The sequence below is a fragment of the Nocardia sp. NPDC050799 genome, assembly GCF_040654015.1.
In the GTDB taxonomy this organism is placed as follows: Bacteria; Actinomycetota; Actinomycetes; order Mycobacteriales; family Mycobacteriaceae; genus Nocardia.
This window is the reverse complement of record NZ_JBFAHF010000018.1, coordinates 35,538-56,161: the sequence shown is the minus strand read 5'-3', so window position 1 is coordinate 56,161 and position 20,624 is coordinate 35,538. Positions and strand designations below refer to the sequence as shown.

Genomic DNA, 20,624 nt, shown 5'->3' with positions numbered 1-20,624 from the left:
CGATCGGTTACGTGCGCGCCCACTCGCCGAAGGAGATCCGATGATCACCATCCTGGGAAGCGGTATCGCCGGAACCGCGCTGGCCGGCGCGCTGTCGCGGGCCGGGCGGCCGGTGACGGTCTACGAGCAGCGCAACGGCGGGGGTGGCGGAGCGTTCCTGATCCTCGACGGCCGGGGCCACCGCAGTCTCATCTCGCTGGGTGTGCCGGAGGAAGAACTGCACGCGGCTTCGTACCCGCTGAGCGAACTGCGGTACACCCCCGACGACGGCGTGATGCGGCGGCGGCCCGGTGAAGGGCACCGGTTCTGGTTGCGCGGTGATCTGATCGCGGTGCTGAAACGGTTCGCGGTGCGCGCGGGCGCCGAGATCAGTTACGGCAGCCCGGTCGCCGAGGTCGCGGTCGACGCCACGACCGGGCACACCACCCTGCGTATCGGCGACCGCACGGTCACCGCGCGGGATCTGGTGATCGGTGCCGACGGTATCGACTCGGTGGCGCGCGCGGGCACCGAACCCGGCCGGACCCCGGAGTACGCGGGAGATGTGGTGGTCTACGGAATGACCGCGACCCCTGTCGAATGCCCCACCGACCCGTTCGTCCTGCACTTCGACGCCGAGTCGGCCTCCGGCACCCGCGCGGCGGCCACCTTCGGCCATATCTGGCGGCCCGGCGCCGATTCGGCGCTGTGGTTCCTGCGCATCGAACGGGAACCGCTGCCGGTCTCCGAGACCGGGATCGTGCCGGTGCGGAGCTGGGCCGCCGCGGTGGTGGAGGCGGCACCCCGCTCCGTGCGGGAACTGGCCGCGGCACTGGTGGCGACCACCGAACAGGTCCATGTTTCCAATGCGCGCAATGTCGTTTTCGCGACCGCGGCGGCGCCGGCGGCCCCGGTGATCCTGGTCGGCGACGCGGATCACGCCATCACGCCTGCGGCGGGGGTGGGCGCGCGAGAAGGTATCGAGGACATCGAAGCGGTGCACCACGCGATCGTCGGCGGTGGCTCTCCGGCCGAGGCCATGGTCGCCCGCCGCCGCGCGATCGCCGAGGAGCGTGACCGGGTGGCCCGCAGAATGCGCGGGTGATCGATGCCGATCCCGAGCGGGTGCCGCGCCGCCGGCCACTACGGCACCGTGGATCATCGGCTCGGCGCACGATGCCCGGGCGTGGTCGAGAGGCTTCTCACCTCCGGTGTCCGGTCCCGGAGATGAACGGCTGTCAGCGCGCTCACCACTGTCGAGCGCACCGGTAGCAGCGCGGTGCGGGTGTCGGCCCGGGCGATCCGGACGATGGACGGGTCGGCGGTGACCAGGACGATCTCGATGCCTGCACGCCGGTACTCCTGCGCCTCGTCGGACAGCGCCGCGAGGCTGCGCACCGACAGGAAATCGAGTCGGGTGGCGTCGACGACGAGCGCGCCCCGGGGCCCGGCGACCGTATCCGCGGCGGCACGCACCTGCTGCCGCCACAGCGCCAGCGTAAAGGCATCCGCCTGCCCACGTACTGTCAGCAGGACTATCTCGCCACGGCGGCGGATCCGGAAACTCAGCTGATCACGGGGCGACCGCCACGGCGCGGAGGCGAAAGGCGGTGGGCGACGGGCATGGGAACGGTTCATACTGCACTCGAATCGCTCGAGACGCGTTGCGCATCCTGGTAGGAGTGGCCCTGTGCTTTCAACGCCGACTCGGGAACCCCCGTTCGGAGCCTAGACGTCCCGGCCGGTAACGGCGTGGTCCGCGCCGAACCCTTCGTTTCGTGGACCAATCCGCGGTGCGATACCGTCCGTGCTCTCGGTGGGCGCGCCCGCACACCGGTCCGGAGTCCGCCACCACGGATCCGGTCCGGAAGCGAAGCCGGTGTTTTCGTTTTCCGGCTGTGCCTGCGAGCCGCCTGTGGCGCCTGTCATAGATATCGGCGGATCGGCCACATCGCGGCCTCCCGGACGCGCTGCGCGAGCGATCGGCGCTGCCAGCGTTTTTCCTCGATCGGTTCGCTGACGGTCGCGTCGGCGTCGAAATGCTCGTCGAGCGTCGCGGTGAACTGTTCGTCCAAGACCACGAGCATGATCTCCTCGTCGTGGTCCAGAGAGCGCCGGTTGAAATTCGTGGATCCCACCAGGGCCGCGATCCCGTCCACCGTGATGACCTTGGCGTGCATCATCGTCGGCTGGTATTGCAGGATTTTCACCCCGCAGGCGAGCAGGTCGCCGTAGAAATGCTGACCGGCCAGCTGGCATACGCGTTTATCGGTGTGCGGGCCGGGCAGCAGGATCTCGACTTCCACCCCCCGTCGCGCGGCGGCGCAGAGCAGTTCGATGAAGTAGGCGTCCGGCGAGAAGTAGGCCGTGGCCAGCCGTAACCGTTGTTCGGCCGATTCGATGGCCACCCGTAGCAGGGTCTGCATATCCTGCCAGCCGAGGCTCGCCGACCCGCGAACCACCTGGACGATCGCCGAACCGTGATGCTGCTGCGGTGCGAAGCGGTCCCGCTCGTCGAAGAGCGCATCGTGGCATTCCGCCCAGTTCTGCGCGAAGGCGGCTGCGACGCCGTCCACCGCCGGCCCCTCGATCCGCACATGGGTATCGCGCCACTCGTGCTCGTTGCGCGCGTCGCCGCACCATTCCTCGGCAATGCCCACCCCGCCGGTGAACGCGGTCTGTTCATCGACGACCAGCACTTTGCGGTGACACCGGTGATTCTGCTTGAGCGGAGACAGGGACATCGGTTTCCGGAACCAGGCGACCTGGACACCCGCGCGTTCCATGAGCGTCAGCAGGTCTTTCTCGATCGACCGGCTGCCGAAACCGTCCAGCAGCAGCCGCACCCGGAGGCCGGCCTCGGCGCGCTCGGCGAGCGCGTAGGCGAACTGCCGAGCGATATCGCCCTGCCAGTACACGAAGGTCATCATGTCGACGGTGTGCTCGGCGTCACGGATGGCATCCAGCATCGCCGGGAAGATTTCGTCGCCGTTGCGGAGCGCGACCAGCGCGTTCCCCTCGGTGGCGGCGACCCCGAGAAGTCGTTCCAGTCGCCTGCGCATCCGGACCGCCGCGGTGGGAGACTCCTCGAATCGAGGCGCCGACTCGGCGGGCTCGCGTAGGTCTCGGGTACTGGTCACGATAACTCCTCTGCCTGCACACCGAGCGCCACACCGGCATGGGCGCTTCCTCGGTGTGCTCCGACCTTAACCGGTGGTGCCGCCTCCGCTACGCGGTGCCCTGAGGTGATCACAGGTGCGCGGTCCACCTAGCGGGCGATACCCGATCACTTCGGCAACGTATCGCCGCCGACGGAGATCACACCGGTGCGAGCCGAGTGGGTGCCCGGCCGTGGGTGCTCCCGGACCGATACGGTCAGGGGCCGAGCCGAGAGCTGAACCGTCCACCCGGTAGTAGTGAGAGCGTGGTTTATATCGATCTTCCGCTCACCGAGGACATGCGGGCCGCGGTCGCCGCGTCCTGGGGATACGAAGGCGACAGCGAACGACTCCACGGCGGTGAGGAATCGGCCGCATACCGTGTGGGTGAGGTGGTCGTGCGGATCGGATCGCCGCGGCGTGACCCGCAGGAGATGGAGTGGTGCCACGGGATCGCCGCCGCCGCGCGCGCCGTACCGGAGGTCGTGGCGCCGCTGCCCCGCGCGGACGGATCGACGGTGGAGATGGTGGCCGGGCACCCGGTCACCGTGTGGCCGCTGGTCGACGGCCGATGGGCCGATAGCACGGACCGGGTCCAGTTCACCGAGGCGGCCGGTCTGCTGGCCCGGGTCCATCGTGCCCTCGCCGAGCACCGGCCACCGCCGCGGCCCCGGCCCTCGTTTCTCGAGGTCGGTCTGGCCGGCACACCCTCGGCCGAGCTACCGGACCCGGACCTCGACCGCTGGCTGGCCGCCTTCACCGCGACGGCGCGTGCGCAGCCCCTGCACGGCGACTACTACGAAGGCAATCTGCTGTCGCGCGACGGCCATGTGGTGGCCTTGATCGATTGGGACGAGGCCGCGATCGGCCCGCCGGAACTCGAACTGGCCTCGGCCGCGCTCGAGTTCGCCGACGAGTTCGGCCGTGACCTGTCCGGCGCCCGGGCGTTCGTCGATACCTATGTCGCCGCGGGTGGTACCGCGGGAGAACTCGACGACATCGCGCTTGCCCAGCTCATGCGCCACCGGTTGCGCCGGGAAGCGGTCTACTTCGGCATCGCCGTCGCCCGCGGGGTGCGGCATGACGAGGACGATCTCGAATACCACCGGCAACGGCTGGCGGCCTTCCATCGGCTCCGGCCGGCTCCGGGACGCCGGCCGCCCGGCCGGTAGGACTCGCAGGTGAGTGGACGGCCTGCGCCGGCCATGTCGTCACCGGCGCGTTTCGAACCCGGCGAATCATCAGCAATTGCCGGGTGGCGTCATATCATGCCTGCATGACATCCAGCGATACGCAGTACGAGGGGCCGTTGCATCGACTGGCCCGCAGCGCGTGGCAGGCGATGTTGGTCATCGGCCTGGTGTCGGTGGTCGTCGGTGTGATGGTGCTGGTCTGGCCCGGTCCGACGATTGTGGTCCTGGCCGTTCTGTTCGGTATCTACCTGCTGGTTTCGGGCGTCTTCCAATTGGTCGCGGCGTTCGGCGGTCATGTGTCGGGCGGCTGGCGGGCCATGTTGATCGTCAGCGCGGTGCTGTCGTTCATCCTGGGTTTCTTCGCGCTACGCCATCTCGGCGATGCGATCCTGCTGATGGCCCTGTGGATCGGTATCGGCTGGATGTTCCGCGGCGTCACGGTGCTGGTCGCCGCTGCCGACGCGCCCTCGGGCGCCTCCGGGCGCGGTTGGAACGTCTTCTTCGGCATCGTGCTGCTGATCGGCGGCGGGATGTTGATCATCTGGCCGTTCAACTCCGTCGCGGTCCTGACCCTGGTGGCCGGTTGGTGGTTGATCTTCATGGGCATCGTGGAGGTCATCGGCGCGTTTCAGGTGCGTGGCCGGGCGAAGACCACCCCGAATGCCCTCTGATCTCACACCGCGGCAATCATTCGGCAATCGCCGCGGGTTTCCGCTGCGTACCGAGGCAGACCTTGTCGACACGGCGGAATGGTTCAGAATTGCGGCTGGTCCGTAGTGGCGCTCACGGCCTTGCGGATCCGCGCTTCGGCGTGGGACGGGTCGGTGGTGGGGTTGACCACCAACAAGCGAAGGCGCCGATCGTGCGGGCCGTAGACGTACATCACGTCGGTCGGTTGGTCCGGGAGCGGTCCGGTGACCTCGATCCCGTCGGGAGGGTCGATGCGACGTTGGGACCGGCTCAGCGAATTCCAGTCGAAGGTGATGCGTGTGGTCGTGCCCAGTCGCGTGGTGAGCGCGGTGACCAGGCTGTGTAGTTCGGTGGTGAGGTTACCGGTTCGGGGCCACCAGGCGCCGTCGACACCGGTGGATTCATCGCCACGGTCGCGCAGCAACAGCCGCGGCGTGCGCGTCGGCGTATCGAAGGGTTGTCCGCCATCGGCTGTGGCCCGGAAGAGTCCCAGACCACGGTCGGCGGCGGCGCCGCTGCCCTGCGGCGGGTGCTGTGTCATGTCGGTCCACCCGCGGCCGCGGTCCCTGCGAAGGCGATGGGTCGATCGTGCTGGTCTGCCTTCCCGCGGTTACCTCCTTCGTCGTCCCAGCGGGACAACGCGTCCTCGTTCCGGTCGCGACCGAGGCTGTGCCGGGTGTCGGCCGCCACGAGTTCGTCGGCAGTGAGTTCATTGCCCGGGCGAGACGCGGCGGACAGCAGCGCCTGAGCGGTAGCGGTGGCGGTGGCCGCAGGAATCACCAGCAGCACGAGGCGTGTGCGGTCCAGGTCCAGGACACAGAGTGTGTGGGCGGGCAGATGCCGGTATCCGTCCAGGCGAACCGAACGCTCGCCGATCACCATGCGCTTCGGGGCCGGCCGCCAGGTGCCCAGGTCGTACATGATGCGGTCGACGCTGACTGCCCGACCGGCCAGTAGCTTCTCCAGATCTGTCATTTCGGCGGCCAAATCGGTCGAGTGGGGCCACCAGGCCCCGCCGACCACCCCGGGGTGGGGTGCTCGTGGTGTCGGTAACCGGTGTGACGCCGACGGTCGGCTGCGGAGGGAAAAGCGTGGAGAGCGGTCCAGCAGGATCGGCTCGTGTTGTAGCGTCATCGCGACGCTCCTCCGGGCCCGCGTAGCGAGCCCTCTCTATTTGCCGGGCGACGACGAAACCACGGGTGGTTCCATACGAATAGCCTTCCGGCATTTTCACTCTACCCGCCGGGCACACCGGATCACCGTGCACACCTATACACAGTGACCTGCGCTCTTGGAGTGCCGACGACCGAGAGGTCATTGTCGGTGTCGGCGGTGTTGTTGTTGTCGTCGGTGCCGCTGTTCACGGTGGGTCAGGAAGACACTCGGGAAGCGGATCGGCACACCGACCGTCGTCGCCGAGCGGTTATTTCGATGCGGCCTGGTGGTCACGATCGAGCAACCTTGCTACCGAACTGCGCGAGCTGATTTGTGAACTCCGGCAGCCGGCCGGGCCGATAGGGCGCGTCGTCTACGACCCGGGCACCTGGTCACCGGCCGATCGGCATCTGATCATCGACCGCACCACCCGACTGGACCCGTATCCGTTCGCATTGTTCGGCACCATGTACCTGTGCGGCACCGACGGCACGGTGATCGTGCGGCGAACCAATTCCGGTCATGAACCACGAACTCTGATCACCGGCCGGGTGCTCGGCGCCCGGGCAGCAGCAGCGCGGGGATCAGGGCCAGTGCGATCATGGCCGGGGCGATGAGGTAGGTGTGCTGGAAGGCTTCCGCCAAGGCGGGAGTGAGCGCGGCCCGCTGTGCCGGGTCCATACCGTGCACGGCCTGCAGCCCGCCGTCCGCCGGCAGTAACGCGGCCAGGGTCACCGAGGTCGCCGCGGTGCCGAGCGCGAGCGCGGTGGTGCTGATCATGTTCAGCACCGTCGATCCCGCGGGTTGCTGGTCCCGGTGCAATGGCCGGGTCGCGGTCGTCAGCACCGGCATCACGGTGCCGCCACCGCCCGCGCCCATCAGCAGCATGGTGGCGGCGAGAGCCCAGTACGGCGCGTCCGCGTCGAGCTGGATCACGAACAGCACGAAACCAATGAGCGCCACCGTGATCGAGCCCGGCAGGTAGCGACCGGGCGGAATCCGATCGATCAACCTGCCCGCCACCTGCATGGTCGCGCCCGACGCCAGCGCGAACGGAATAGCGAGCGCGCCGGCGACCAGGGCCGATTCGCCGCGCACCACCTGGAAGTACAGGGGCAGTAGCAGCATCGACCCGAAGTAGCCACTCGCGAACAGCGCCAGTAGCGCGGCCGACGTGCCGGTGATCCGATTGCCGAGCACCCGCAGATCCAGCAGCGGCACCGGGGTGGTCAGCGAGCGGCGCACGAACGCGGCCACCAGGCCGCCGCCCAATAGGATGGGCACCCATACCGCCGGTGTGGCGAAACCGGCGTGCTCACCCGCGGCGGTCACTCCGTAGATCAGCAGCGCCAGCCCCGGCGACATCAGCAGCAGGCCGACGATATCCAGCACGCGCGGCGGCTCCGGCGCATCGCCGGGCAGCATTTTCGCCGCCAGGAGCAGAACCAGTGCGCCCAGTGGCAAATTGATGAAGAACATCCACCGCCACGACACCTCGTCGATGAGGTAGCCACCGATCACCGGGCCCAGCAGCGGGCCGACCAGCACGGCCAATCCCAGCGTGCTCATCGCGCGGCCCAGCCGCTCCGGCCCGGCCGCGCGCAACAGGATCGTCATCGCCACCGGCATCAGCAACCCGCCGCTCGCGCCCTGCACGACACGGAACGCGATCAGAGTCTCGATATTCCAGGCCAGCCCCGCCAGCACCGAGCCGCCCGCGAACACGGCGACCGCGGCCAGATACAGCCGCTTCGCCCCGAAACGACCGACCAGCCACGCCGAGGCCGGCATCACCGCGCCGAGCGCGAGCGAATACCCGGTGGCCACCCACTGGATCGTGCTCAGACCGGCGTGGAACTGCACGGACAGTTTGTTGATGGCGACGTTGACGATGGTCTGATCGAGCGTCGCCATGATCGCTCCGACCACGAGAACGAGCGCGATGGTCAGTGGATTACGGGCGTCGGCCGGTGGTGCCGGCGTCGTCTCGGTGGTGATCATGGCCCTGGCTTTCGGTGCGGGTGGGATGGCGAACCGGTATCGCCTGGTCGGGAGACCCTGCGGAAAGCCTGTTACCTCGAGCAATATTGAGGTCAATGGGGTGTGAGAATGGCGACAGCCGAAAGAGGCGAGTGCCCGTGGCGCAGTTCGGGCCCGGATTTCTGTCTGCGGGTTCCGGTTCGGAATTGCTGCCGGGGGTCGGTTCAGCGGTGCTCGACGCGACCGAGGAATTCTGCGGCCACGCGCACGAATTCGGCCGGCTGGTCATAGGTGACGATATGACCGGCTCCGGGTATCGTGATCAGCTCTCCGCCGGGTGCTGTCGTTGCGGCGGCGGCGAGTTCGGTATGGCCGACCAGTGTGTCGTGTTCGCCGCGGATCCAGAGGCTGGGCACCTCGAGCCCGGGCAGTTCGGTGAGGTAGTTCAGCCGCATGCTCCAGGGTCCGTACGCGTCGACCATCCAATCGTCGAGCGCCGGTTCACCGTACTCGGCCTTGGCGTGCGCTTCGGATCGGACGAGGTCGAGGATCCTGTCGAAGCCGGGGGTATCGACTCCGGCGGTGAGGCTGCCGATCATCGACTTCCGGAGTGTTTTCGGGCTGCGGGCAAGGTATTTGCTAGTGAGTTCCAGGAGTCCCGGTGTATTGATCATCGCCCAGGTGCTGAACTGGGCGCGCCGTTTCGCGCCGATACCACCCGGTCCGATCGCGAGTAATGCCGAGACTCGTTCGGGGTGGCGCAGGGCGTATCCGATACCGAGTCCGCCCCCGAGAGACAATCCGATGAGCGCTGTTCGGGGGAGTGCCAGTTGTTCGAGCAGGTCGTCGAAGAAGTCGTCGAAGAACCTGCGGTCCAGGCGGCCGTGCCATGGTCTGCTGGCCCCGTGCCGGGGCAGGTCGATCGCATGAACCTGGTATCTCGTCGCCAGGCGGTGCGCGACATCGCGCCAGACGCCTTCGGCGGTGTCGAGCATGCCGCCGTGCAGGAGCAGCACGGGAGTTCCGTGGTCGCCGGATCGGTAGTGGCGGACCGGGCCGCCGCGAACGACGAGGTCGGTATGAGAGGCGAAAGCGGTGAGGGTCATAGGGAGTCCCCCGGCCGAGCGAGTTGATCCGACAGTTGATCGAGCAAGGTGAGCTGGGCGCGGCGGGCGGCCGCGGCGTCCACCGGCCCGGGGCCGGCCAGTCCGCGACCCGTCAGATCCGCGAACAGTGTGACGACATCGCCGAACTCCGCCGGGCTCCCCGCGCCGAGAATGCCCGGGGCGTTGATCAGGCCCACGGTGAAGAAGCCGAGCATCCGGGTGATGGTCTCGCTCGGCACGGTGTCCACGACCACTCCGGCACGTTGCAGTCGTTCGATGTAATCGGCGAGCCAGCCGAAACGCATCGCGTAACGCTGGTCGGTGACCCCGCGGACGTGTTCGCCCAGGACCGCGTCATCGCCCAGATACAGCGCGCGCATGAGCGGTTCGGACAGCAGTGCCGCCACGCCGAACCGGTACACGGCGGGTAGATCGACCACGCCGTCGGCGTCGAGCACCTGCTGGTGAACCCGCGCGGTCATCCGGCGCATGCTGCGGCCGAGGACGGCGTCCAGGATGGCCGCTTTGTCGGCGAACTCGCGGTAGACGGCGCCTTTGCCGATACCGGCGCGTTCGGCGATATCCGCGACCGTGGTGTGCGGCCAGCCGGTTTCGAGGATCAGATCGGCGGCCGCGGTCAGGATCCTGCCGCGCCGGTCGGGGACGAGGGGGCGGGGCATAAGGCTCCAGTCGTTGTAGTGACCAAAATATGAATATTAGTCACTACGATAACAGCTGGATGTGCGCATCGAGATGCGGACTGTTCGGGGTTGAAATAGCCGACGGGGTGCTGCTCGATTCGAATCGGATGGTCGGGGATGACCGTCAAGCGGTGTCGAGGCACGTCCGATCACTCCTGCGAGCGATCTCAGGGCGGTAGCCTATGTGTGCCAGGTGGCGGGGAATTCGATGAATACAGCGACGAGAGCGATGTCTGAGGCCGAGCGCGAGAGGGGGCGCCGATGGTGACGACAGCGGAACCGGCGCCTTCGCGTATCCGGCGAGGGTGGGCAGATCGCCGTGCCCGGGTTCTGTCAGGCGGCCAACCCACGCAGCGCGAGTTCGACCTGGTGCTCGATCGTGCTCGGCTCCGGGACGATCTGTGCGATACGGATGAGGCCGAGCAACTGGTAGGCGATATCGTCTGCCGTGACATCGGGGGCAAGTGTCCGGTCGATGGCGGATCGGTCCACGGCGTCGCGGCCGACGGATCTCAGATGGTCGAGGCAGCGCTCGAGATCCGCGTCGGCGGGGGACCCGCCGGCCAGTAGGTCGATCATGGCCTGGTTGGCGCGGAGCCGAGCCAGTGCGCCGGTGAAGAATTCGCGTAATCCGTCGATCGCCGAAGCCCCGTCGCGGAGCCGGGCTACGGCGAGGTCGGCCAGATCGGTCCCGGTGATGGCCTGCACGAGGTCTTCCCGGGTGGGGAAATGCCGGTACAGCGTGCCGATGCCGACTCCCGCCGCGGCCGCGACAGTACGCATGTCGACGGAGAGGCCGTGTTGACGGAACGCGTCCTCGGCCGCGGTGAGAATCCTTTCCCTGTTCGCCACAGCGTCACGTCGCTGTTTCCGGCCTTCTGTCATATCGCCATCCTAGCAATGTGGAACATGCGTTCCGGTTGATGTAGCCTGTTCCGGAACACGGGTTCCGGTAAGAGTGGGAGTGGCATGCGGACGATCGTGATCACGGGAGGTACGGACGGGATGGGCGCGGCCCTGGCGCGCCACTATCTCGCCGCCGGGCATCGAGTTGTGGTGATCGGGCGCAGCAGTGCCAAGTTCGCCGCGCTGGTGGCGCGCCGGCACCCGGCCGCGCCGGACCGGGCCGAGTTCATCGCGGCCGATCTCTCCCTCGTCGCGGACAACCGCCGCGTGGTCGAGCATCTGCGGGAGAACTACAAACGAATCGACGCGCTGGTGCTCGCCGCGTCGTTCATCCGGCAGCGCCGGCACATGACACCCGAAGGGCACGAGGCGTCCTGGTCGCTGTTCTTCCTCGGCAAGTACCTGTTCGTGACGCGACTCGCCGGCCTCCTGCGTGCCAGCGACAGCCCGGTCGTCGTGAACTTCGCCGTCCCGGGCACCCGCCCGGACGCCATCGACTTAGACGACCTCGAGATGCTGGACGGGTTCACCTTCAAACGCTCCAACGCCCAGCAGCGCCGAGCCAACGAACTGCTGGGAATCCTCGCCACCGAGCAGAACCCTGACCTCGGCTACATCACCTGGGGGCCGGACCGGCTGGTCCGCTCCAGCTTCGCCGGCGAGGTGGGGCTGGGCATGAAGGCCGCCGCCGCGGTTCTGGCGCCTCTGCTCGGCCGAAGCCCCGACGACGCGGTCCGGCCGATCGTCGACATCATCGACACCCCGACCCCGGGCCGCGCCTCCTACCGCGGTGCCGCGGCGCGCCCGCTCACCGCCGGGACCCATGACGAGGAGGACGCGGTACGCCTCGCCTCGGCCGTCGAGAAGATCCTTTGACCCGAATCGGTGCCGGCCGAACGGCCCTCGCCCCCTGTACGCCCGCGGTACCCCCTGGTCGGCCTGTCCGATGCGGCTACCGACTGCTTCGAAGTACTGCCTTGCGGAGTACTGCCCGGATGTGACCCGGGTCGGCTTCGCGGTCGTCGAGGAGGATGGCAGTGCACAGGCCGTCGGACAAGGCCACGAAGGCCTCGATCGTATCGGTGTCGTCGGTTTGTGTTCGGGCGAGTTCGGCGACGCTGTCGCGCCAGTGGCGCGCGATCGGCCGTAGGGCGGGCCGGCGGGCGGCGAGGGTCGACAGTTCGCGTTCGGCGAGTGCTCGCTCACGTCCGGGTCCGCCGGATTCGGCGATGAGCTCCGCCAGGCCGGTGAGTGGGTCGTCCGCGGTATCGATGAGGTGACGGATGCGGCGGGTGTATTCGTCTGTAACGCTGGTCAGGGCGGCTATCAGCAGATCGTCCAGGGTGGCGAAGTAGTAGAGCGTGAGGCTGGTGGTGATTCCGGCTTCCTTGGCGACGGTGCGGTGGGAGACGCCGGTCGCACCGTCGCGGCGGACGATTTCGAGCGTTGCCTCGATGATCTGGGCGCGCCGAAGCCGGCCACGCAGTGTGCGTCCATCGACCGTTTCGTGCCCACCGTCGTGTGCGGCCGTCATTGTTTCATCCGTCATCGATTGCTCCCGGGTGTCGAGGCTATCGGCTCTGCTGCACGGCCGGCCTCGTCGGGGGCCCGGATATGCCGGAGCATCACGAAGCAGGCCGAGGAAGCGACGGCGATGGCGATGCCCGCGACGAGGGCGGCCGTGTTGAGACCGGCGGTGAACACGCTTCGCGCATGGTCGAAAGCGTCGGCCGGGATCCGGTCCGCGACCGATGAGGCGCCGGAGAGGCTGTCGCCGTAGGTCTCGGCCACGGATGCCGATAGCCCGGAGGGTGTTTCGACGTTGCGCCGGTAGATGGCGGTGGTGAGGCTGCCCAGGAGTGCGACGCCTGCGGCGATCCCGAACTCCTGAACGGTTTCGGACAGTGCCGCCGCCGAACCGGACCTGTCCGGTGGCGCGGCACCCATGACGATGTCGGTCCCCAGTGCGGCGATAACCCCGAGTCCCAGGTAGACGAGTGCGAATCCGGCGACGACGGCCGGCCTGCTGTCCGTCCCGGCCGAGGCCAGCAGCCCGTATCCGGCCAGCGACAGCGCCAGGGTGCCCGCCATGATGACGCCGGGCGGGACGCGGCCGGCCAACAGCGGGGCGCCGATCGCGCCGATGAGCATGGCCAGTGCGGGCGGGCCCATCCACAAGCCGGTGGCGGTCGGTGACAGGCCGGTGACGAGCTGCAGGTATTGGGTCACCAGGAACATCACGCCACCGAACCCGGCCAAACCGATCAGCAACACCGAGAGCGCCGCGGAGAAGGCCGGGTTCGTGAACAGCTTCATATCGAGCAGCGGCTCCACGAGGCGCAGCTGACGACGGACGAACGCGACTGTAGCGCCACCACCGAGGAGGACGGCGGCCACGGCCTGGAAATCGAATCCGTGGGCGGCAGCATGTTTGATCGCATAGATGATCGGCAGCATCGCCCCCAAGGACAAACCGACGCTGAGCGCGTCGAGCCCGCCGGTGCGCGTCCGGTACTCCGGTAGCAGTAACGGTGCGCCGGCCAGAACCAGTAATGCGACCGGTACCGCGATGAGGAAGACCGCACCCCACCAGAAGGTGGCGACCAAGATCCCGCCGACGACCGGACCCGCGGCCATCCCCGCAGCGAACATTGTGGCCCACACCCCGATGGCCAGCGCGCGTTGCCGGGCGTCGGTGAACATGGTGCTGATCAGGGACAGGGTCGAGGGCATCAGCGTAGCTCCGGCGACGCCGAGAAGTGCGCGTGCCACGATCAGCCACAGGGTGCCGGGAGCGAACGCTGCGAAGACGGAGGCTGCGGCGAATGCCGCCGCTCCGATCATCAGCAACCGGCGCCGTCCGATCCGATCGCCCACAGTCCCCATCGTGACCATGAATCCAGCGATGAAGAAGCCGTAGGCGTCCATGATCCACAGCATCTCGGTCGCGCTCGGGTCCAGGTCCACGGCCAGACTCGGCACGACCAGGTAGAGCGCGGTCACATCCAGCCCCAACAGCATGGTCGGCAAGGCCAGCACCGCAAGGCCACCCCATTCGCGCCATCCGGCCGGTTGTCCCGTGCGCATCCCGCCTCCTCGATCTAGTTGAACACTCGTACTATTTGTACCATCGTTCAACTATTGGAGGAAGAGAGACCGGAGCTGTCCCCGGGGGAACGCTCCTTCCGGCGCGGCGTGGCTGCCGGATTCGGTGGGGTGTCGCGGCTTGAACCTGACGTAAGGTCAGGTTCTACCGTCGGCGACACCGGCGCACGGTGCGCCTATGGAAGTGGGATCACACGGATGGACCAGCACGGAACCGAGCGCGTATGGAAGGTCGGTGAACTCGCGGCCGAGGCCGGACTGACGGTGCGGACGCTGCATCACTACGACCGCATCGGGTTGGTACAGCCTGCGGGGCGGACAAGCACCGGCCACCGGCTCTACACCGCCGGCGACGTCGAGCGTCTTTACCAGGTACTGGCCCTTCGTCAGCTGGGCCTGGGGCTGGACCAGATCACGGACCTGCTCGCGGGCACTGTGGCGATGACGCAGGTGCTGTCTGCTCATCGCGACTTTCTGGCTGCGCAACTGGCCGCGACCCAGGAACTTCACGCCCTGGTCGCGGCACTGGCCGCTACGGCGGAGAACAGGCCGGACGCATCCGCGGATCGCTTCCTGGAAGTGATCAGGAGGACCGTGATGGTCGACGACACCTTCAAGGAATATTTCACCGAGGGGCAGTTGACGCAGCTCGCGCAGCGTCGGGAGGATCTCGGTGAACAGCACATCCGGAAAGTCGAAGCGGAATGGGCCGAGCTCATCCCGAAGGTCGACGCGGCGATCGCCGCCGGTATGGACCCGACCGCACCCGAGGCGCAGCAGATGGCGGCGCTGTGGATGGAACTCTTGGAAGGGTTCCACGGTGGCGACCCGGGCTTGCGCGACAGCCTGTACCGGATGCAGGCCGGCGAATCCGATCGGATCGAGAGCGAGTTCTGCGGGCCGTCACCGGCCCAGATCGAGTTCATCACGGCCGCGAACGCCGCACGCGGGTAGCGGGTTCGGGAAGGGCCGGCGTAGCCGAGTCGAGGGTGGCACCGCTATCCGGTGCCACCCTCGACACAGATTCAGCTCGTCGTGGCGGCACAGCAGGCTGTTCCGACGGGCTCCCAGTCCCATTGCCTTTCCGGGCCCCATTGAACAACCAGCGTGACAGTATCGATCAACGCCTCACGTCGCGGCATCACCACCCCCAGAGCCGAAATCAGCGGGCCCGCCGGTTGGTCGGCGGTGCTGTACGCGACGGTGACGTGCGGAATCCACGACGAAGGGGTGCGATCCCTCGCTACTGCGGGTCCGATGATCGTCCGGGTGGCGGACCGTACCGCCTCGAGGATGGGGGTCAGTGCTTTCGCGGGTTCCACGCGGAGCGAAATGGCTTCGGCGTGGTAGATGACTTTCTCGATGAATACCGGAATGGGCGGGATCTCGCGCAGTCGAGCTCGTGCAGCCGACACCATCGCGGACATCTGTTCGCGAGTGATGGCCTCTGTCGGCCCGGCCATGAGCGTGGTTATATGAAGCCACTCGCTCGGCGTCATATGCAGTCCGGGAAAAGAACGCAAAGCTGTTTGCGCCTCGATGGCAGCGTCGCACACCTGCGGGTATCGCCTCATCAGCAGGTGCCAGGAGACGATCCCGTGGCCCGGTGGGGGTTCGGCGCGATTCGCCCATCGGTTTTCCATTTCGGGAGCTCCTAGCCCCTGCTCTGCGCCAAAGCTGTCCGCACGGCGACCAGCGGGCTGGTTGCCGTGCTGGCCGCGTCGATGGGGTTGTCTTCGGCGTCGCGGATCTTCCAGCCGCCGAGCGTGATCACCGGGGTGTTTCCGCGATGATTGGCAAGTGCGAGTTCGGACAGTGTTCCCCAGGAACCGCCTACGACGATGACCGCGTCGGCGGACCGGACCAGGATGGCGTTACGCGCCTCTCCCATGTTCGTGTAGAGGACAGCCGAAAGGCCCTCGCAGATCCCGGCCGGGTCGGCATCGGGGCGGATGCCGATGACCAAACCGTTTTCGGCGGATGCTCCTTCCGCTACTGCGGCCATGACCCCGCGACCGCCACCGCACAGCACGGTGGCTCCGGCTCGGGCCAGCAGTCTGCCGACTTCGCGAGCATTGGCGGCGTCGGTGTCGGTGCAATTGCTGGGCCCGCAGACGGCGACCTGGATCGGTGGCATCCTCGACTCCTGGGTAGTGGCGACGGCTGAGCGACTCGGCTTTCGTAGTCTCGGCGAACGGGTCTTCGAGGCACATGGCTGCGCGTTCTCGGTGCGGCCGATACGGGGATTGTGGGACCGGCCGGCGGTGTACTTACGGCGAGGAACACCGATCAGTGGAGTTCCTCGACCAGTCCGATGATGATGCCCTCGGGGCCGCGGACGTAGCAGTAGCGGTAGATGTCTTCGTATCGGGCTACCGTGCCCACGAGTTCGGCGCCGTGGCCGCGCAGCCGGTCGAGGACGTCCTCGACATCGTCGACGACGAACGTCAGGCGCGGGATGCCCGGGGTGGTCACCGCCGCGCGCGGCGCAGTATCGGTGGTGACCGGCGAGCGGAACGTCGAGAGCTCGACCCGGCTGTGGCCGTCCGGAGTCCGGACGACGGCGATGTCTGCCCGGACACCGTCCAGCCCGAGGAGGTCGTCGGCCCACGGGCCCCCGACTGTTGCTTCGCCCTCCGGTTCCAGACCCAGTTCGACGAAGAACGCGACAGCAGCCGCGAGATCCTCGACCACGATGCCGGCGTGATCCATCCGGTGGACCGTCATGACATTTTCCTCTGGTTCATTACGGCCCCTTCCGGCCGGGCTGATCGGCTCAGGCGCGCTGACGATCGGCCCGCTGCTGGATCAGCTCCTCGACAGCGCTGGGCAGGGTGGTCTCGAAGTCGATGAGTTTCGCCCAGGTCGGGGTGATGACGATCCGGACCATACCGTCGTAGAGCGAGCGGACCTCGGCCTCCCACTCGACGCGCTGTTCGGGCGTCATCTCGTAGCTGCCGTTCATCTGCAGGTACTCCTCCGGGATGCCGTCGACCACGTCCAGCTCTGCCCGGCCGCGGATGAGCAGGATCTTCGGCGGATGCACCTCGGTGTCGATCGTCAGCGCGACCTCGGGGTGGCGGCGCAGCGAGGGCAACTTCGGGGCGTTCTTCGAGGTGCAGACGACGATCTGCGAGCCGTTCCAGGTGAATCCGATGGGGATGTTACGGGGCGTACCGTCCTTGGCGACGTAGGCCATCCGGAGCAGGTCACGGGCGAGGAGCTCCTGGCTGAGCGGGCGGTTCAGGATCGCGGTGATCTCGTTCGGTTGCATGCTGGTCGCTCCTCTGTCGGTATCGCCGATCGTGCGGCTGCTCGTACCGCCGGGACGGAGCCGCCCGGGCGTTCTCGACATCCACGGCACACGAACTTCATATCCGGACGGGATGCCGGCGATCGGTCCACCGGCAGAGTTATCCTGCCCTATCGCCGATACTCGTGAACAACTGTCCCGTCCGATGTCCGGGTGGGCCGGCGAATTACGAAATCTGTGGCGGTGACGGTGCCGATCGCGCCGTCGTAGCCGAGGTGGTCGAGCATGCCGGCAACGGTCGTCCATAATGACGGCTCCGCACTCTGGACCGAAACGCGATCGGGCCGTCGACAGGCAATTGCCCGCCGACGGCCCGGCCGCACCAGCTGTCAGAGGTAGGTGTAGGAAACCCCGTTGCTGGTACCGCCCGGGGTGGTGACGGTGACCAGTATCGTCCCGACCGCGCCGGCGGGGGCGATGGCGGTGATCTGGGTGTCGGAGTCCACGACGAACGAGGTCGCCGGGGTAGCACCGAAGTTCACCGCGGTCGCACCTGTCAATGCCGTCCCGGTGATGGTGACCGTGGTCCCGCCGGCCGCCGTGCCCGAAGCCGGGCTGACCGCGCTCAGGGTGGGCACCGCCGCATAGGTGAAGGAGACGCCGTCGACGGTTCCCCCCGCAGTGGTGACGGTGACCAGTACCGTCCCAGCCGTCCCGGCAGGAGTGACCGCCGTGATCTGGGTGTCGGAGTCCACGACGAACGACGTTGCCGGATTAGCACCGAAATTCAGCGCCGTGGCACCGGTCAGACCTGTTCCGGTGAGCACGACCGTGGTCCCGCCGGCCACCGGACCGGCGTTCGGTGCGATGGTCGTCAGTGTCGGCACCGCGACGTAGGTGTAGGAGACCCCGTTGCTGGTGCCGCCGGCTGTGGTGACGGTGACCAGTATCGTCCCGACCGACCCAGCCGGGGCGATGGCAGTGATCTGAGTACTGGAGTCGACACTGAACGAAGCCGCCGGGTTGCCACCGAAACTCACCGCAGTCGCACCCGTCAGATTCGTCCCGGTGAGTACGACCGTGGTGCCGCCGGTCACCGGAGCGGCGTTGGGCACCGCCGTGGTCAGTGTCGGCACCGCCGCGTAGGTGTAGGCGACCCCGTTGCTGGTACCGCCTACGGTGGTGGCGGTGACCAGTATCGTTCCGGCCGCTCCTGCGGGGGCGACGGCGGTGATCTGGGTGGCGGAGTCCACGACGAACGAGGTTGCCGGGTTACCGCCGAAATTCACCGCGGTCGCTCCCGTCAGATTCGTGCCGGTGAGCACGACCGTCGTCCCGCCGGCCACCGGACCGGCGTTGGGTGCCGCCGTGGTGAGGGTGGGCACTGCGACGTAGGTGTAGGAGACGCCGTTACTGGTTCCACCTACGGTGGTGACGGTGACCAGTACCGTCCCGGCGGTGCCTGCGGGGGCGACCGCCGTGATCTGGGTGGCGGAGTCGATCGTGAACGATGTCGCCGGGGTGGCACCGAAGCTCACTGCGGTCGCACCCGTCAGATTCGTCCCGGTGATGGTGACCGTGGTTCCGCCTGCTACCGGACCGGCGTTGGGTGCCACCGTGGTCAGCGTGGGCACCGCGACGTAGGTGTAGGAGACCCCGTTGGTGGTTCCGCCCGCGGTGGTGACCGTGACCGACACTGTTCCGGCCGCTCCTGCGGGGGCGACGGCGGTGATCTGGGTGTCGGAGTCCACGACGAACGAGGTTGCCGGGGTAGCACCGAAACTCACCGCGGTCGCACCGGTCAGGTTCGTGCCGGTGAGGACAACCGTCGTCCCGCCGGCCACCGAACCCACGTTGGGCACCGCCGTGGTCAGTGTCGGCACTACGACGTAGGTGTAGGAGACGCCGTTACTCGTTCCACCCACGGTGGTGACGGTGACCGACACTGTTCCGGCCGCTCCTGCGGGGGCGACGGCGGTGATCTGCGTCGCCGAGTCCACGACGAACGAGGTCGCCGGGGTAGCACCGAAACTCACCGCGGTGGCTCCGGTCAGACCTGTTCCGGTGAGCACGACCGTCGTCCCGCCGGCCACCGGACCGGCATTCGGGGCGATGGTGGTCAGTGTCGGCACTACGACGTAGGTGTAGGAGACGGCATTGCTTGTTCCACCCACGGTGGTGACGGTGACCGACACTGTTCCGGCCGCTCCTGCGGGGGCGACGGCGGTGATCTGGGTGTCGGAGTCCACCACGAACGAGGTCGCCGGGGTAGCACCGAAGTTCACCGCGGTCGCACCGGTCAGTCCTGTTCCGGTGAGGACAACCGTGGTTCCGCCGGTCACCGGACCGGCGTTGGGTGCCGCCGTGGTGAGGGTGGGTACCGCGACGTAGGTGTAGGAGACCCCGTTGCTTGTTCCACCCACGGTGGTGACGGTGACCGGCACTGTTCCGGCCGCTCCTGCGGGAGCGACGGCGGTGATCTGGGTGTCGGAGTCCACGACGAACGAGGTCGCCGGGGTAGCACCGAAATTCACCGCGGTCGCACCGGTCAGGTCCGTGCCGGTGAGCACGACCGTCGTCCCGCCGGCCACCGGACCGGCATTCGGGGCGATGGCGGTCAGTGTCGGCACAACGACGTAGGTGTAGGAGACCCCGTTACTCGTTCCACCCACGGTGGTAGCGGTGACCGACACTGTTCCGGCCGCTCCTGCGGGAGCGACGGCGGTGATCTGGGTGTCGGAGTCCACGACGAACGAGGTCGCCGGGTTACCGCCGAAATTCACCGCGGTCGCACCGGTCAGGTCCGTGCCGGTGAGCACGACCGTCGTCCCGCCGGCCACCGGACCGGCGTTCGGTGCCGCCGTGGTGAGGGTGGGTACCGCGACGTAGGTGTAGGAGACCCCGTTACTCGTTCCACCCACGGTGGTGACGGTGACCGGCACTGTTCCGGCCGCTCCTGCGGGAGCGACGGCGGTGATCTGGGTGTCGGAGTCCACGACGAACGAGGTCGCCGGGGTGGCACCGAAATTCACCGCGGTCGCACCGGTCAGGTCCGTGCCGGTGAGCACGACCGTCGTCCCGCCGGTCACCGGACCGGCGTTCGGTGCCGCCGTGGTGAGGGTGGGTACCGCGACGTAGGTGTAGGAGACCCCGTTACTGGTTCCACCCACGGTGGTGACGGTGACCGACACTGTTCCGGCTGCTCCTGCGGGAGCGACGGCGGTGATCTGGGTGTCGGAGTCCACCACGAACGAGGTCGCCGGTGTGGCACCGAAATTCACCGCGGTCGCACCGGTCAAACCTGTGCCGGTGAGCACGACCGTCGTCCCGCCGGTCACCGGACCGGCGTTCGGTGCCGCCGTGGTGAGGGTGGGTACCGCGACGTAGGTGTAGGAGAC

General features: G+C 67.8%; 21 protein-coding genes. 6 read left to right on the top strand and 15 right to left on the bottom strand.

All coding sequences use genetic code 11. The features are described 5' to 3' along the window. Positions 1-40 precede the first annotated feature (40 nt). Complete coding sequence (locus AB0H42_RS19770; protein WP_357057686.1) at positions 41-1,084, top strand: FAD-dependent monooxygenase; 1,044 nt, start codon at positions 41-43, stop codon at positions 1,082-1,084. 53 nt (positions 1,085-1,137) lie between these two features. On the opposite strand, the gene AB0H42_RS19765 is transcribed toward AB0H42_RS19770, so the two are convergent. Next, positions 1,138-1,617 carry an STAS domain-containing protein gene (locus tag AB0H42_RS19765; RefSeq protein ID WP_357057684.1) on the bottom strand — a complete coding sequence of 160 codons (480 nt, stop codon included), beginning with the start codon at positions 1,615-1,617 and terminating at the stop codon, positions 1,138-1,140. A 287-nt stretch (positions 1,618-1,904) separates the two neighbouring features. Beyond that, positions 1,905-3,119, bottom strand: a complete 1,215-nt coding sequence (locus tag AB0H42_RS19760; protein ID WP_357057682.1) for a phospholipase D-like domain-containing protein — start codon at positions 3,117-3,119, stop codon at positions 1,905-1,907. A 284-nt stretch (positions 3,120-3,403) separates the two neighbouring features. Here AB0H42_RS19760 and AB0H42_RS19755 point away from each other — a divergent pair, with 284 nt between their 5' ends. Both AB0H42_RS19755 and AB0H42_RS19750 read left to right on the top strand, forming a co-directional pair. Next, positions 3,404-4,309 carry a phosphotransferase gene (locus AB0H42_RS19755; protein WP_357057680.1) on the top strand — a complete coding sequence of 302 codons (906 nt, stop codon included), beginning with the start codon at positions 3,404-3,406 and terminating at the stop codon, positions 4,307-4,309. 104 nt (positions 4,310-4,413) lie between these two features. Next, positions 4,414-5,001, top strand: a complete 588-nt coding sequence (locus AB0H42_RS19750) for a DUF308 domain-containing protein (RefSeq protein ID WP_357057678.1) — start codon at positions 4,414-4,416, stop codon at positions 4,999-5,001. An 83-nt stretch (positions 5,002-5,084) separates the two neighbouring features. Here AB0H42_RS19750 and AB0H42_RS19745 read toward each other — a convergent pair whose 3' ends face one another. Continuing rightward, complete coding sequence (locus AB0H42_RS19745; RefSeq protein ID WP_357057676.1) at positions 5,085-5,561, bottom strand: DUF5994 family protein; 477 nt, start codon at positions 5,559-5,561, stop codon at positions 5,085-5,087. Then, positions 5,558-6,154, bottom strand: a complete 597-nt coding sequence (locus AB0H42_RS19740; RefSeq protein ID WP_357057674.1) for a DUF5994 family protein — start codon at positions 6,152-6,154, stop codon at positions 5,558-5,560. Before AB0H42_RS19740 ends, AB0H42_RS19745 begins: the two co-directional genes overlap by 4 nt. A gap of 92 nt (positions 6,155-6,246) precedes the next feature. On the opposite strand from AB0H42_RS19740, the gene AB0H42_RS19735 reads away from it, so the two are divergent. Continuing rightward, positions 6,247-6,792 (top strand): DUF5994 family protein, encoded by a 546-nt coding sequence (locus tag AB0H42_RS19735; protein ID WP_357057862.1) that lies wholly within the window; start codon positions 6,247-6,249, stop codon positions 6,790-6,792. Here the strand turns inward: AB0H42_RS19735 and AB0H42_RS19730 are convergent. The 4 genes from AB0H42_RS19730 to AB0H42_RS19715 all read right to left on the bottom strand — a co-directional run bounded on the left by AB0H42_RS19730 (position 6,716) and on the right by AB0H42_RS19715 (position 10,847). After that, positions 6,716-8,176 (bottom strand): DHA2 family efflux MFS transporter permease subunit, encoded by a 1,461-nt coding sequence (locus tag AB0H42_RS19730; RefSeq protein WP_357057672.1) that lies wholly within the window; start codon positions 8,174-8,176, stop codon positions 6,716-6,718. The two genes, AB0H42_RS19735 and AB0H42_RS19730, sit on opposite strands and share 77 nt — an antisense overlap. A 203-nt stretch (positions 8,177-8,379) precedes the next feature. Beyond that, positions 8,380-9,261 carry an alpha/beta hydrolase gene (locus tag AB0H42_RS19725; RefSeq protein WP_357057670.1) on the bottom strand — a complete coding sequence of 294 codons (882 nt, stop codon included), beginning with the start codon at positions 9,259-9,261 and terminating at the stop codon, positions 8,380-8,382. Continuing rightward, a complete protein-coding gene (locus tag AB0H42_RS19720) occupies positions 9,258-9,941 on the bottom strand; it encodes a TetR/AcrR family transcriptional regulator (RefSeq protein ID WP_357057668.1) in 684 nt (227 codons plus the stop codon). Before AB0H42_RS19720 ends, AB0H42_RS19725 begins: the two co-directional genes overlap by 4 nt. Before the next feature lie 354 nt (positions 9,942-10,295). Further along, a complete protein-coding gene (locus tag AB0H42_RS19715) occupies positions 10,296-10,847 on the bottom strand; it encodes a helix-turn-helix domain-containing protein (RefSeq protein ID WP_357057666.1) in 552 nt (183 codons plus the stop codon). A gap of 84 nt (positions 10,848-10,931) precedes the next feature. On the opposite strand from AB0H42_RS19715, the gene AB0H42_RS19710 reads away from it, so the two are divergent. Next, positions 10,932-11,744 carry an SDR family NAD(P)-dependent oxidoreductase gene (locus AB0H42_RS19710; RefSeq protein WP_357057664.1) on the top strand — a complete coding sequence of 271 codons (813 nt, stop codon included), beginning with the start codon at positions 10,932-10,934 and terminating at the stop codon, positions 11,742-11,744. 76 nt (positions 11,745-11,820) lie between these two features. On the opposite strand, the gene AB0H42_RS19705 is transcribed toward AB0H42_RS19710, so the two are convergent. Beyond that, on the bottom strand, positions 11,821-12,417 hold the full coding sequence (locus tag AB0H42_RS19705) for a TetR family transcriptional regulator (RefSeq protein WP_357057662.1): 597 nt from the start codon (positions 12,415-12,417) through the stop codon (positions 11,821-11,823). Continuing rightward, the gene (locus AB0H42_RS19700) at positions 12,414-13,955 is read right to left on the bottom strand and encodes an MFS transporter (RefSeq protein WP_357057660.1); all 1,542 of its coding nucleotides are present in this window, start codon (positions 13,953-13,955) and stop codon (positions 12,414-12,416) included. Before AB0H42_RS19700 ends, AB0H42_RS19705 begins: the two co-directional genes overlap by 4 nt. A 108-nt stretch (positions 13,956-14,063) precedes the next feature. Between AB0H42_RS19700 and AB0H42_RS19695 the strand changes: the two genes are divergently transcribed. After that, positions 14,064-14,927, top strand: a complete 864-nt coding sequence (locus AB0H42_RS19695; protein ID WP_357057658.1) for a MerR family transcriptional regulator — start codon at positions 14,064-14,066, stop codon at positions 14,925-14,927. Between the two features lie 71 nt (positions 14,928-14,998). Here the strand turns inward: AB0H42_RS19695 and AB0H42_RS19690 are convergent, their stop codons facing one another. The 5 genes from AB0H42_RS19690 to AB0H42_RS19670 form a co-directional block, all read right to left on the bottom strand. Then, positions 14,999-15,529 (bottom strand): 2'-5' RNA ligase family protein, encoded by a 531-nt coding sequence (locus tag AB0H42_RS19690; RefSeq protein ID WP_357057656.1) that lies wholly within the window; start codon positions 15,527-15,529, stop codon positions 14,999-15,001. A gap of 98 nt (positions 15,530-15,627) precedes the next feature. After that, positions 15,628-16,110 (bottom strand): LOG family protein, encoded by a 483-nt coding sequence (locus AB0H42_RS19685; RefSeq protein ID WP_357057654.1) that lies wholly within the window; start codon positions 16,108-16,110, stop codon positions 15,628-15,630. Between the two features lie 152 nt (positions 16,111-16,262). After that, complete coding sequence (locus AB0H42_RS19680; protein ID WP_357057652.1) at positions 16,263-16,700, bottom strand: VOC family protein; 438 nt, start codon at positions 16,698-16,700, stop codon at positions 16,263-16,265. Positions 16,701-16,749: 49 nt separating this feature from the next. After that, positions 16,750-17,247 (bottom strand): pyridoxamine 5'-phosphate oxidase family protein, encoded by a 498-nt coding sequence (locus AB0H42_RS19675; protein WP_357057650.1) that lies wholly within the window; start codon positions 17,245-17,247, stop codon positions 16,750-16,752. A gap of 368 nt (positions 17,248-17,615) precedes the next feature. Then, positions 17,616-20,624, bottom strand: a 3,009-nt coding sequence (locus AB0H42_RS19670; RefSeq protein WP_357057648.1) for an IPT/TIG domain-containing protein, incomplete at its 5' end; no start/stop codon positions are given.

What these genes read in the sequence shown, in the direction of transcription:
- AB0H42_RS19715 (WP_357057666.1), bottom strand. Translation starts at nt 10,847, where the DNA reads ATGACAGAAGGCCGGAAACAGCGACGTGACGCTGTGGCGAACAGGGAA.
- AB0H42_RS19710 (WP_357057664.1), top strand. Translation starts at nt 10,932, where the DNA reads ATGCGGACGATCGTGATCACGGGAGGTACGGACGGGATGGGCGCGGCC.
- AB0H42_RS19725 (WP_357057670.1), bottom strand. Translation starts at nt 9,261, where the DNA reads ATGACCCTCACCGCTTTCGCCTCTCATACCGACCTCGTCGTTCGCGGC.
- AB0H42_RS19750 (WP_357057678.1), top strand. Translation starts at nt 4,414, where the DNA reads ATGACATCCAGCGATACGCAGTACGAGGGGCCGTTGCATCGACTGGCC.
- AB0H42_RS19675 (WP_357057650.1), bottom strand. Translation starts at nt 17,247, where the DNA reads ATGCAACCGAACGAGATCACCGCGATCCTGAACCGCCCGCTCAGCCAG.
- AB0H42_RS19730 (WP_357057672.1), bottom strand. Translation starts at nt 8,176, where the DNA reads ATGATCACCACCGAGACGACGCCGGCACCACCGGCCGACGCCCGTAAT.
- AB0H42_RS19680 (WP_357057652.1), bottom strand. Translation starts at nt 16,700, where the DNA reads ATGACGGTCCACCGGATGGATCACGCCGGCATCGTGGTCGAGGATCTC.
- AB0H42_RS19705 (WP_357057662.1), bottom strand. Translation starts at nt 12,417, where the DNA reads ATGACGGATGAAACAATGACGGCCGCACACGACGGTGGGCACGAAACG.
- AB0H42_RS19720 (WP_357057668.1), bottom strand. Translation starts at nt 9,941, where the DNA reads ATGCCCCGCCCCCTCGTCCCCGACCGGCGCGGCAGGATCCTGACCGCG.
- AB0H42_RS19685 (WP_357057654.1), bottom strand. Translation starts at nt 16,110, where the DNA reads ATGCCACCGATCCAGGTCGCCGTCTGCGGGCCCAGCAATTGCACCGAC.
- AB0H42_RS19770 (WP_357057686.1), top strand. Translation starts at nt 41, where the DNA reads ATGATCACCATCCTGGGAAGCGGTATCGCCGGAACCGCGCTGGCCGGC.
- AB0H42_RS19745 (WP_357057676.1), bottom strand. Translation starts at nt 5,561, where the DNA reads ATGACACAGCACCCGCCGCAGGGCAGCGGCGCCGCCGCCGACCGTGGT.
- AB0H42_RS19740 (WP_357057674.1), bottom strand. Translation starts at nt 6,154, where the DNA reads ATGACGCTACAACACGAGCCGATCCTGCTGGACCGCTCTCCACGCTTT.
- AB0H42_RS19700 (WP_357057660.1), bottom strand. Translation starts at nt 13,955, where the DNA reads ATGCGCACGGGACAACCGGCCGGATGGCGCGAATGGGGTGGCCTTGCG.
- AB0H42_RS19765 (WP_357057684.1), bottom strand. Translation starts at nt 1,617, where the DNA reads ATGAACCGTTCCCATGCCCGTCGCCCACCGCCTTTCGCCTCCGCGCCG.